The organism is Gemmatimonadota bacterium (genome assembly GCA_016719105.1).
GTDB lineage: Bacteria > Gemmatimonadota > Gemmatimonadetes > Gemmatimonadales > Gemmatimonadaceae > SCN-70-22.
The window spans coordinates 487,855-499,302 of record JADKAQ010000002.1 but is presented as its reverse complement, the minus strand read 5'-3'; the positions used below and the strand labels follow the sequence as shown (position 1 = coordinate 499,302).

12 protein-coding genes are annotated in these 11,448 nt (G+C 68.4%); 5 read left to right on the top strand and 7 right to left on the bottom strand.

The features are described 5' to 3' along the window. Positions 1–107: 107 nt before the first annotated feature. Positions 108–1,310, bottom strand: a complete 1,203-nt coding sequence (locus tag IPN47_05790) for a pyridoxal phosphate-dependent aminotransferase (GenBank protein MBK9407554.1) — start codon at positions 1,308–1,310, stop codon at positions 108–110. Positions 1,311–1,457: 147 nt separating this feature from the next. Here IPN47_05790 and IPN47_05785 point away from each other — a divergent pair, with 147 nt between their 5' ends. Continuing rightward, positions 1,458–3,377 carry a DbpA RNA binding domain-containing protein gene (locus IPN47_05785; protein MBK9407553.1) on the top strand — a complete coding sequence of 640 codons (1,920 nt, stop codon included), beginning with the start codon at positions 1,458–1,460 and terminating at the stop codon, positions 3,375–3,377. Then, positions 3,377–3,988 (top strand): thymidine kinase, encoded by a 612-nt coding sequence (locus tag IPN47_05780; protein MBK9407552.1) that lies wholly within the window; start codon positions 3,377–3,379, stop codon positions 3,986–3,988. Before IPN47_05785 ends, IPN47_05780 begins: the two co-directional genes overlap by 1 nt. 106 nt (positions 3,989–4,094) lie before the next feature. On the opposite strand, the gene IPN47_05775 is transcribed toward IPN47_05780, so the two are convergent. From IPN47_05775 to IPN47_05755, 5 genes are read right to left on the bottom strand one after another with little or no spacing between them, the layout of a single operon-like run. Then, the gene (locus IPN47_05775; protein MBK9407551.1) at positions 4,095–5,717 is read right to left on the bottom strand and encodes a hypothetical protein; all 1,623 of its coding nucleotides are present in this window, start codon (positions 5,715–5,717) and stop codon (positions 4,095–4,097) included. Next, the gene (locus IPN47_05770; GenBank protein MBK9407550.1) at positions 5,678–6,253 is read right to left on the bottom strand and encodes a hypothetical protein; all 576 of its coding nucleotides are present in this window, start codon (positions 6,251–6,253) and stop codon (positions 5,678–5,680) included. Before IPN47_05770 ends, IPN47_05775 begins: the two co-directional genes overlap by 40 nt. 24 nt (positions 6,254–6,277) lie before the next feature. Further along, on the bottom strand, positions 6,278–7,456 hold the full coding sequence (locus IPN47_05765) for a hypothetical protein (GenBank protein ID MBK9407549.1): 1,179 nt from the start codon (positions 7,454–7,456) through the stop codon (positions 6,278–6,280). A 7-nt stretch (positions 7,457–7,463) separates the two neighbouring features. Beyond that, positions 7,464–7,889: a prepilin-type N-terminal cleavage/methylation domain-containing protein gene (locus tag IPN47_05760; protein MBK9407548.1), complete on the bottom strand. Its 426-nt coding sequence runs from the start codon at positions 7,887–7,889 to the stop codon at positions 7,464–7,466. Beyond that, positions 7,889–8,479 (bottom strand): prepilin-type N-terminal cleavage/methylation domain-containing protein, encoded by a 591-nt coding sequence (locus tag IPN47_05755; protein ID MBK9407547.1) that lies wholly within the window; start codon positions 8,477–8,479, stop codon positions 7,889–7,891. The genes IPN47_05760 and IPN47_05755 overlap by 1 nt, the downstream gene beginning before the upstream one ends. A 255-nt stretch (positions 8,480–8,734) precedes the next feature. On the opposite strand from IPN47_05755, the gene IPN47_05750 reads away from it, so the two are divergent. Next, positions 8,735–9,610 carry a helix-turn-helix domain-containing protein gene (locus IPN47_05750; GenBank protein MBK9407546.1) on the top strand — a complete coding sequence of 292 codons (876 nt, stop codon included), beginning with the start codon at positions 8,735–8,737 and terminating at the stop codon, positions 9,608–9,610. Positions 9,611–9,643: 33 nt separating this feature from the next. Here IPN47_05750 and folE read toward each other — a convergent pair whose 3' ends face one another. After that, on the bottom strand, positions 9,644–10,282 hold the full coding sequence (gene folE / locus IPN47_05745; protein ID MBK9407545.1) for a GTP cyclohydrolase I FolE: 639 nt from the start codon (positions 10,280–10,282) through the stop codon (positions 9,644–9,646). Between the two features lie 95 nt (positions 10,283–10,377). Here folE and IPN47_05740 point away from each other — a divergent pair, with 95 nt between their 5' ends. Continuing rightward, the gene (locus tag IPN47_05740) at positions 10,378–10,992 is read left to right on the top strand and encodes a dephospho-CoA kinase (GenBank protein MBK9407544.1); all 615 of its coding nucleotides are present in this window, start codon (positions 10,378–10,380) and stop codon (positions 10,990–10,992) included. A gap of 66 nt (positions 10,993–11,058) precedes the next feature. Further along, positions 11,059–11,448 (top strand): glycine cleavage system protein GcvH, encoded by a 390-nt coding sequence (gene gcvH, locus IPN47_05735; GenBank protein ID MBK9407543.1) that lies wholly within the window; start codon positions 11,059–11,061, stop codon positions 11,446–11,448.

The window sequence follows — 11,448 nt, the reverse complement described above, 5'->3', positions numbered from 1 at the left end:
GGCTTGGAGCGCGATCGCTTCCCTCAGTATAGGGCGAGGCGAGGCGCTCCGAACAGGAGGAACAACGGCCGGGTTCGCAGGCGGACCATCCCCGCCCCGGCGGGGGACTACGCCTTCAGCGCCTTCCAGAGGCGAACGGCCCGGCTGATCCCCTCCACGACGTCCTGCTGGGGGGCGGCGTACGAGGCCCGAATCCACTGCGGGTTGTGGAACGCCGCCCCCGGCACCATCGCCACCCCTTCTTCCTCGAGGAGCCGTGCGGCGAAGGCCGACCCGGGCTCGGCGTGCCCGGGAAAGGCCGCCGACACGTCGAAGTAGAAGTAGAAGGCGCCGTGGGGCCTAACGAGCGGGAGGTCGGGAGCATCGGCGAAGCACGCCAGCGCCGCCGCCCGGCGCCGCTGGTACTCGGCGACCATCTCGGCGATCGCCGCATCGGCCTCGGCGCGCCGCGTGAGCGCGGCCAGCGCCCCGTGCTGCGCCATCGAGGCGGTGTGGAAGGTGGCGTGTGACTGGAAGGCGGTCATCGCCTTCGTCAGCGCCCGCGGCGCGATGCTCCACCCCACGCGCCACCCCGTCATCGCGTACGCCTTGGCCACCCCGTCGATCACGACCAGGTTGTCGCGCGCCGGCGCGACCTGCAGCGCTCCCGGGGCATCGCCGTCGTAGCTGATGCGCCGGTAGATCTCGTCGCTGATCACCCACCAGCCGCGCGCGTGCGCGAGAGCGAGCAGCTCGCCCAGCTCGTCAGCCGAGTAAACCGCCCCGGTGGGGTTGCACGGCGAGTTGAGCATGATCCCGCGCGTGCGCGGCGTGGCCGCCGCGGCGAGCATCGACGCCGTGACCTTGAGGTCGTTGGCCGGGTCGCCCATCACCGAGACCGGGACCGCCCTCGCCAGCTGCACCATCTCGTAGTACGACGTCCACGAGGGCGTCGGGATCAGGACCTCGTCGCCCGGCCCAAACAGGCAAAAGCACGCATTGAAGAGCGACTGCTTGGAGCCGTTGGAGACGACCACGTCGAGCGGCGCGATGTCGGTCGCGACCGGGCCATACTCGCGCGCCAGCTCGGCGATCGCCGTGCGCAGCGGGAGGATCCCTTCGGTTGGCGTGTAGTGCGTGTGGCCCGCATCGATCGAGGCCTTGGCCGCCTCGCGGATGAAGCGCGGCGTATCGCAGTCCGGCTCGCCGGCCCCGAGGTCGATGATGGCCCGTCCCTCGGCCTTGAGGGCCTTGGCGCGCTGCGAGACGGCGATGGTCGCCGATTCACGCAGCAGGGCGATGTTGGACGAGGGAGTGAAGGCCAATGCCATGGGCGAACGCGGGGAAAATGGGGCGGCCGTGCCGTAGGAGTCGGGGAGCGGATCAGGTATCTTACTCGTTCAGGTAGGACCAACGCGAGCGCACGCGCGACGTGCGCGATTGACAAGTGAGGTTTTGTGGAGCAGGACGAGACTGGCGTGGCCAGGAGCCAGCACGTGGTGCACGTGCTACCGCCGGGTGACGCACGCGTGGCAAGCGTGCTTGGGCCCCAGGTGCAGCGGGGCGATGTGGCAGTGGAAGGAGTACAGGTGCTCGTGTTGACGCCGAGCGCAGAGACCGCCGCGTGGATTGCGCGGCTGGTGAACCCGACGGTGGAAGGGGACCACGTATTGCTGGTCCCGGTGACGGCTCCCGCGCGCGCGGCGCGCCGGCTGTCGGCAGGTGCACGCGCCGTGGCGGCGACGCCGGCCGATGCCCTCGCCCTGGTGCGTGGCTCCGCCCTCAAGCTCGAGGGGGTGACGACACTCGTCCTGGTCGATGCGAGCGATCTGCTCGCGAGTGCGGGCGACGACCTTGCCACGCTCCTCAGCGAACTCCCGCGTGAGGCCGAACGCATCCTCATCACCGGGACGGTGGACGAGGCGGTGTCGGCCTTCGTCGAGGCGCACATGCGTCGCGCCCGCCGCATCACCCACGACCCGCTCCCCACGGCGGGCGGAAGCCTCCAGTACCTCGTCACGGCCCGCGGTGACCGGGCGGCGGCCTTGCGCCGCATCCTGGATACCTTTGACCCCGCACGGGCGACCGTGCTGGCCGACGAGGCCTTCGTTCCGGCCGCCACGCGAGCGCTGGCCACGATCGGCCATGCCGGCGACGACGCGCTCGTGCGCGTACGCAGCGGCGCCATCGATGCGCACGAACCGCTGGTGATCTGCTTCGGGGCCCTCGCCTCGGCCGACCAGCTGCAAGCGCTCGCCCAGTCGACGCCCAAGGCGACCGTCGTCCTCGTCGCTCCTGACGAGCTCGCGGCGTTCTTGCGCCTGGCCGGCGGACGTGCCACCCCGCTCGCGCTGTCGTCGGTTCCCATGACCGCGCGTGCCGCGGAGGAAGCGTTGCGCGAGGAAGTGCGCGCCATGATCCGCGCGCGTCCCCTGCATCGCGAAGTGCTCACGATCGAGCCGCTGCTGGCGGAGTTCGATGCCGTGGAGGTTGCGGCGGCGGCGCTCCGGATGCTCGAGCTCGAGCGTGAGAAGGCGAAGCCCAAGCGCACGGCCAAGGCGGCCGAAGCGCCGGCCGTGACCGCCCCCACCGAACGCGTCGCGCCGGTTGGCACGACGTACACGCGTGTCTTCATCAACGTCGGCGAGCGCGACGGCGGGAGGAAGGGCGATTTCGTCGGAGCGATCACCGGTGAGGCCGGCGTCGAGGCCGACAAGATCGGCAACATCGAACTGCGCGACACCTTCACGATTGTCGAAGTCGCCTCCGAAGTGGGGGAGAAGGTGATCGCCTCGCTCAACGGCACGTCGATTCGCGGGCGCAAGGTCATGGCGCGCGAAGATCGTGGACCGACCGAACGCGACGGCGGCGAGCGCGAGTCGCGCGGCGGCTTCCGCGGGGCGGAGCGGAGTGACCGCGGCGATCGTGGTGGCTTCCGTGGTCCGCCGCGTGGTGGCGATCGTGGTGGCTTCCGCGGCCCGCCGCGTGGCGGTGACCGTGGCGGCGAGCGCAGTGGCGGTGGCTTCCGCGGCGGCGATCGTGACCGCGGTGGAGACCGCGGCGCACGAGGGACCGAGCGCGGTGGTGAACGTGGCGGCGAACGCAGTGGCGGCGGCTTCCGTGGCGGTGAGCGCAGCGGCGGAGGGTTCCGCGGCGGTGAGCGCAGCGGTGGCGGCTTTCGCGGTGGCGAGCGCAGTGGCGGCGGCTTCCGCGGTGGAGAGCGCAGCGGCGGCTTTCGCGGCGGCGAACGGAGCGGTGGCGGCGGCTTCCGCGGCGGCCCGCCGCGGCGCGATCGCGAGGAAACCGGGAGTGGTCCGCGCGCGATCAACGAGTCGCGTGAATGGGGTGAACGCGGGGACCGGCTGCGCCATGCCCGCGGACGGCGCACGGAGGGTTGATGTCGACGCTGCAGCTGACGGGCGGCTGGATTGAGGTGATCGCCGGCGTGATGTTCAGCGGCAAGTCAGAGGAACTCATGCGCCGCGTGCGGCGCGCGATGATCGCTCGCAAGCGGGTCCAGGTGTTCAAGTCGCACCTGGACGACCGCTACGCGGGGCTCTTCGCCGTGTCGAGCCACGATGGACGCTCGGTGGAAGCCATCCCGGTCGACTCCGCCGCGCAGGTGGCGGCGCGCATCGACCCGATGGCCCACGTCATCGCCATCGACGAGGCGCAATTCCTCGATGAGGCGATCTGCGACGTCGCCACGTCGCTCGCCAATCGCGGGCGGCGCGTGATCCTCGCCGGGATCGACACCGATTTCCGGGGCGAGCCCTTCGGCCCGATGCCCCGCCTGCTCGCGATCGCCGAGGTGGTCGACAAGCTGCACGCGATCTGCGTGCTGTGCGGAGCTCCCGCGTGCCGCAACCAACGCCTCATCCATGGCGAACCGGCCTCGTGGGATTCACCGGTCATCATGGTGGGCGCTGCCGACTCGTACGAGGCGCGGTGTCGCGCATGCCATGTCGTGCGCAAGCGCGATGAGGCACAGCGGGCGCTCGGGATCTAGGGCGGACGGCTGATTGGCGCGCCCGACCACCCAAGGGCGCGAACAGAAAAACAAACGGCGCCGTTAGGCGCCGTTTGTCGTTCTGTGCAGGGTCTCGCGACCGCGGTTACACCCCGGACTGCAGTCGCCGATAGAACTGCGCCACTCCGATCTGGTTGAACTGCGCCGGATCGATCTCGTAGAACTCGTTGTCGAGGTACCGCCCGGTGAGCGGGAAGTACGGCGGCGAGTCCACGTCGAGACAGGCATCCTTCACGCGGTTTTCCGCGAACCCGGTGTAGCCGCCCGCGAAGGTCGCCGAGATGACGCGCTGGATCACGCCACCCGCCTGGTTGATGCAGCCGCCGGAGGTCTGCGCGCTGTTGGGCGGCACGGGCGAGCAGAGACGCCCCGCATTCGGCCCCGAGCTCAACAGCTCGACCCCGAACGTCGCGTTGGTGTTGCTGACGCCCACCAGCGTCACCGCATGGAGGAAGTAGTCCTGGTTGTCGTCGAAGAACCTCGCGTTGGCCGCCGCGGTCCCGTTGACGAAGCGCGGGCGGTTGAGGGTGTTGTCGGCAATCCAGATATTGCCGCCGGTGATGATCCCCAGGAGGTTCTGGCAGATGGGCAACGACGCCGGATTGGTCACGTACGTGAGGTCATCGATCATGTCGATGTCGCCCGACACATACAACGTGGCTCGCCCCCGGAACACCCCGCTCAACATGATGTCACCGTTGACGTAGATGACACCCTTCGAGTTGAGGTTCTGGGTGCGGTGAACCGGCCAGAGGAACGGCTCTTCCACCGCCTGACGACGTGTCGCCCCAGTGAAGAACGACCCCCCGAAGCCCGACCACGACCGCCAGGCGCCGGTCTTGGTGACCGCCGTGAAGGTTGTGTCCTCGCCCCCGCGCTTCGACAGGTCGGGGAGCGTGTCGATCGACTGCCCGGCCGCAGCCGGGAATGCATTCAGCAGCCCCGGACGCTCCACGGGCATCAGGTACGGATCACCCGCCGGGAAGCAGCGCGCCGTCCCCGTGGTGTACGCATTCCCCGCCCGCAGCAAGTTCGCGGCGTTCGCTGCATAGGAAGCGTTCGACGTCTGGTAGTTGCGCAGGTAGGTGATGGCCGCCGCGCGCGTCCCGGGCCGTCCGAGCGTGGCCACGGAGAGCGTATCGATGAACCAGCGATAGCGCGTGTTGAGCGTGTCGTGCGCGGCGAGCGGCATGAACTGCGGACGCGCGGGCGTCCCCATCATGTAGAAGACGCCGCACTGGTTCTGCACGACGCTCTTGTTGGTCGACGCGCCACCGCTCAGGATGTTGTCGAAGCGCGTCCCGTTGGTCGTCCCCGCTCGCACGAAGAGCGAGTCGGTCCCGCCCGTCACGTACGGCGAGGCCGAACTCCCGCCCGCCGTCCACGGATTCGACGTCGCACCGCTGCGTGACTCGAAGATGCGGAAATAGCCCTCCGCCGCCCCGGTCAGGAAGCCATCGCCATCGAGGTCGACGGCCACGAACTCCATGCGCGTAAGCCCCGTGGAGCCGACGCGCGCCGGCGGCGTATACGACAGGTTGGCCGACGCCGCGTACCCTGGCATCCAGGACAGCTTGGCCACGGAAGGGAACGGAATGCGCGGCGCACTCGGATAGCGATGCCCGGCGGTTGGATACTGCGCCGTCCCCGACACCGTCGTCACCGCACTCACCGTGTCGGTGTAGATGGGCCCGGCGCCGACGCACACGACTGCCAGTCGGCGTTCGAGTGCGCGCGCCCGCGGACGATTTCGCCCGTGGTGTAGCAGCCGGGCGACCAGCGATCGGTGAACATCGCGAATCGCGCGAAGTTTTCCGCCTGCAACTCGAGGCGACGCACGTGCCGCGCCCCCCCGTTGTCGTAGGCAACCGCCACGAGCTCCACGAAGCGCCCGTACTGCCCGGTCGAGCTTCCGCCGACGCCGGCATACAGGTCGACCTTGACCTTGGGGACCGGCTGTCCGGCGGCATCGTTGACGTTGGACCCATTGAGGATCTGCACGTACAACGAGTCCGGGAGGACGAACGTCGTATCGGTCATGATGCGGCTCTTCCCCACCGCCAGCGCCCACTCGGCCGCGTAGCGGTAGTCGCGCTCACGATCGTAGAGCTTCGACAGGATCGAGGTGCTCCCGGCCATGTAGACCGCCGAGATGGCCAGGCCACCTAACGCGAAGGTAAAGACCATGGTCAGCATCAGCGCCGACCCACGGCGGGCCCGCAGGCGCTGGCGGAACGTTCTCATTCGCTGCAGCATCGAGGGTCCTCCCTAGTGCGTGATAGCCGAACTGACGCGCATCGACGAGTTGGCCGGCGAACAGTCCTGCGCCGCCACCCCGTACTCGAAGCTGATGCCCGTCTGGATGTCGAAGTCTTCCCACATGTAGGTCGCCGACTTGGACCCGCCCACCTGGTCAATCGGCTCGGTCCATGGATTGCCCACGACGCGCCGATAGACGACGTATCGCTCCACGTCCTTCTCGCCGGATGCCTCGTCGGACGACGCGGACCAGGTCATCTGCACGCGATCCACGCCACCGACGTTGACGAGCGCCACCGTCGGCGAGCCCGGATTCAGCGGGAGGTCGCCGCACGAACTGCGCTGCGAGAGCCCGATGTTGGCGAGCGAGGTCTGCGAACTCACCGTTCGCACGAACGCCTTCGCCTTGTTCTGCAAGGTGTAGCCGTTGAAGACGCCGTTCACCGTCAACGTCACGGTGCGGATGGAGTCGGCGATGCTCCCCACCTGGTCCCAGTAGATCGGCAGCGCCGAGGTGGCCACCGAGTCGATCTTTCCCGAGGCGAGCACCCGGCTGTATTTGAAGAACGGCTGCGATCCCGTGATCTTGATCCCGGTGGCCACCACCGTGATGGGACCGTCGTTCACGCGACGCCACAGCACGTACAGGCTCGAGGCGCTCGGCGCCGACGAATCGGACGACACCCAGTAGCTCACCGTCTCCGCCAGCGAAATCGAGCCGTCGTTCTTGCGATAGGTGAAGTCGGGATACGCCTTGCTGGCCCACGGCAGCGAGATCGGCGATCCGCTGTTCATCGCGATCGTGAGGTTGTTCGCGACGTTGGGATCGTAGTACACGGCCTCCACGTCGGAGGTGTCGTTGGCGATGAGGTCCGTGTTGAACGTGACCGCGTAGGGATGGGCCTGCACGATCTTGGGCTGGTTGCGCGGGATCCCCAGCGCATTGTCCATCGGCTGCACGCCGATGCCGATGTTGCGAAGCTCGCGGTCGACCATGTTCTGCGCGTAGCGCGCCGTCTGCTGGGCATCGCTTCGCCCAACGTCCTGCTGCAGCTGCCGCATCTGCATCGTGAAGAACGGGACCGCCGCAGCGAAGATGCCGATCGTGATGGTCAACGACAGCAGCAGTTCGCCGAGCGAGTATCCTCGACGATCGGGGGACCGGGCGGGACGGGAGGTCAGTCGCATAGGTCTCCTAGAATCGCGCGATGGCGGTGGTCTTCTTCACCGGGTTCGACATCGCAGGATGCGTCACGGTGACGGTGACCGTCTTGTAGGCGTACTGCGCAGACAGCGTCTGCGCGATGGCGGTGACGCGGGTGTAGTTGGGATATCCCGAGATGACCGTCTCGGTCCTGGCCAGCGTGTCCATCGACGTGTAGTTGCGCTCGGCCTTCACGCGTTCGACACGCGCCGACGCCAGGTCGAGGGCGTTGTTCAGCATCGCCGAGTTGGCGTTCGTGCGCGCGAACCGGCGCCCGTACTCGGCCATCCCAATGAGGCTCGTCCCCAGGATCGTGAGGGCGACCATCACCTCCAACAGCGAAATGCCGCGGCGCGTCGCGCGCCGCAGGGCGCCGCGCACCACGTGCTGGCTGGCTCCACATCGACGAGTGCGCATCAGTTCATCCTGGTCCAGAGGGAGCCCGTATAGCGGAACGCGTCGGCACGACCCGTCGCCATCGCCACCTTCACGAGCCGGAAGTCGGTCGTGGTCCCGCGACTCGACGTCATGTACACCTCGAGATCGCTGCTCGCCGCCCCGTCTCGCAGGAACTGGATCGCGGGGAACCCGAGGATCGAGCAGAGGTTGCTGCCGCTCACCGCCGCCACGGACGAGCCGCTGTACCCCGACGACGTCGGCGCGAGAATCGCGCCCTCCTCGAGGGGACGCAGCGTCTTCCGCTCACCCGAGTCGTAAACGCAGTTGTTGTTGGCATCCTCGACGATGTGCAACTCCGAGTTGGCCACGTCGAAGGCCACCACGACGTTGGTCTGCCGCATGATGGCGTTGCGCTCCGCGCCCTGCAGGATCGTCCGCACTGTCCGCATGGCGGCATCGGCCCGATACTTCTCATAGTTCAACCGCGGGACGGCCATCCCCGCGATGATGCTCACCATGATCAGCACCACGACCAGCTCGAGCAGCGTGAAGCCGCGCCGGCTGCGTCGTCGTGCGTCGTTAGGTCCGTGTCGTTGTCGTCCAGTCATGCACCCTCCCGAGAGCTGCGTCGTACCGAGCATCGTGTGTGACCGTTCGCACAAGTCGTGATCGTGCAAGACCTTGCGTCTGGTCATGGACGAGGAAGACTGGGTCGAAGTTACGGGTGCCAGCCCGAACCCCCGTCACGCGGTGGGCCCTGAGCGTCACGATGTTGCACTGCATTCCGCCCGCGTGACGGTCGGCCCCCCTCGGGCGTCTTGACGCATGGCTGTCAGACGACCCCCCCGGGAAGAGGCGAGGGCATGAGTGTGGTCCCCGCGCTGGTATCCAACCCGGCGCGCCTGTTGCGACTCCGAACCGCGCTCCGCGGCCGGCACACGGTGGAACCCTGTGCCGACTGGGGAGCGGTCACGTTCCTGTGCGAGAAGCAGCCGGTCCACCTCGTCGTCCTCGACCTGTTCGCCTCGGGCGAGATGTCGCTGGAGCCGCTGCGTCAACTCAAGCGCAACTTCCCTCGTGTGACGACGATCGCCTACGTCGCCGTGACGCCCGAGCGGGCCCACGACCTGTTCGACGTCGGTCGCGCGGGGGTGGACGCCCTGGTCGTCGCCGATCGCGACGACGAGCCGTCGTCGCTGGCCGCCATCGTGGAACAGGCCGAGGCGCGCAGCGTCGCCACCCGCCTGCGTACCGCCCTCGCAGAGACGCGCCCCACGGTGCGCGACGCCGTCATGCTCTGCGTCACGCGGGCCCACGAACGGCTCACGACTGAGTCGCTCGCCGAGACGCTCTCGCTCTCGCGCCGAGTCCTGGCCAAGCACCTGGAGCAGGCCGCCCTCCCCTCACCGCAGCGCCTGCTCACCTGGGGGCGGCTCGTCGTGGCCGCACACATGCTCGAGGACCCGCACCGAAGCGCCGATCGCATCGCGCTCACCCTGCACTTCCCATCCGGCAGCGCCTTTCGCAACACCTGTCAGCGCTACCTGCACGCCACGCCATCGGAAATCCGGGCCCGCGGCGGTGCCGACTTCGCCATGCACGCCATGCTGCGCGACACCAGCCACGACGATGACGACGGCGGTGACGGCAGCGAGGGGGCGAGCGACGACCTCACCGGTGCGATCGACGGTTCCGCCGTCGCGCTCGCCTCGGGCCAGCTGACGACCGCCGCCGACTGACGTCGCGCGCAGCGCGACGACTCGTCGCGCCCCCTAGTGATCGGGGGCGAAGGCGAGCCGCAGGAACTCCTCGCGCGTGCGCGCGTCGTCGCGGAAGCAACCGAGCAGCGCCGACGTGATCGTCTTCGAGTTCTGCTTCTCCACGCCGCGCATCATCATGCAGAGGTGGTACGCCTCGATCACCACCCCCACGCCGTGCGGCGCCAGCACGTGCTCGATCGCCTCGGCGATCTCGCCCGTGAGCCGCTCCTGCACCTGCAGCCGACGGGCGAACATGTCGACGATGCGCGGGAGCTTGCTCAACCCCACGATCCGCCCGTTCGGGATGTAGGCGATGTGCGCCTTCCCGAAGAACGGCAACATGTGATGCTCACACATCGAGTACAGCTCGATGTCGCGCACCATCACCATGTTCTCGTGCGGTTCCTCGAAGACCCCCTCGCCGACGACATCCTCCACGCGCTGCGAATAGCCGCGCGTCAGGAAGGCCATCGCCTTTGCCACGCGTTCGGGGGTGCGCAGGAGCCCTTCGCGCGTGGGATCCTCGCCTAACAACGCGAGCTGACGCCGCACCAGCGTCGCGTACCCCGTGGGCGCCGGGGCGCGCTCGTCGTCGCCGGGATGGGGAGACGGGGATTCGTGCACGGTCGCCCGCGGAACGAGCTCAGTCATGAGGTTGCGCGAAGGGTGGAGGTGAGTGAACATGCCCACGGGGCCCGTCGCGCGACAGCCGTGGCGCCCCTCCTGCTCCCTCCCGCTCGTCCGTCATGCTCGTCGTCCTCACCGGGAACATCGCCAGCGGAAAGTCGACCGTCGCCGAACGACTGGTCGCCCGGGGGGCTGCGCTCGTCGACGCGGACGTCCTGGCGCGCGAGGTCGTGGCCCCGGGAACGCCCGGATTGGCCGAAATCGTCGCGCGCTGGGGGACCGAGGTGCTCTCCGCCGACGGCTCCCTCGACCGCGCCGCCATGCGTCGGATCGTCTTCGCCGATGCCGAGGCACGCCAGACGTTGAATGCGATCGTCCACCCCCGCGTGGAGGCGCTTCGCCAGCACCGCGCCGCGGCGGCCCGCGCGGCGGGTGCCGAGATCGTGGTATGCGACATCCCGCTGTATTTCGAGTCGGCACGCGATCGCGCCGGCGACTTCGATGCGGTCATCCTCGTCGCAGCCTCCGAACCGATTCGCCGGGCGCGGTTGGTCGAACGCCGATCGCTCTCCCCGGAGGAGGCCCAGCGCATGATCGATGCACAGCTGCCGGACGCCGAGAAGCGCGCGCGCGCCGACTACGTGATCGAGAACGACGGATCGCGCGAGTCACTCCTGGAGCAGGTGGATGCGCTCTGGGAGCGCCTGGTCGAGCGCGCACGATCGACCGCCTGATTTCTTGACAAGGACTTTCGCGCGCCGGTAGACTTCGCGCGGACCTTCCTCCCCAGAGTGGCGAACGTGTCGAACATCCCGACCGACCTCCTGTACACCGCCGATCACGAATACCTCAAGGCGACCGCCCAAGCGGACGTCTTTGCCGTCGGCATCACCCACTACGCGCAGGACCAGCTGGGCGACATCGTGTTCGTCGAGCTCCCCAAGACGGGTGCGTCATACGGCGCACACGACACCTTCGGCACCATCGAGGCGGTCAAGGCCGTATCCGAACTGTTCTCCCCGGTCTCCGGCGAGATCGTCGAGGTGAACGGTGCCCTCGACAGCGACCCGGCCGCGATCAATCGCGACCCGTATGGCGACGGGTGGATGATCAAGATCAAGCTGTCGGATCCGTCGCAGACGTCCGGCCTCCTCTCGGCGGAAGCCTACGCCAAGCACATCGGCGAGTAA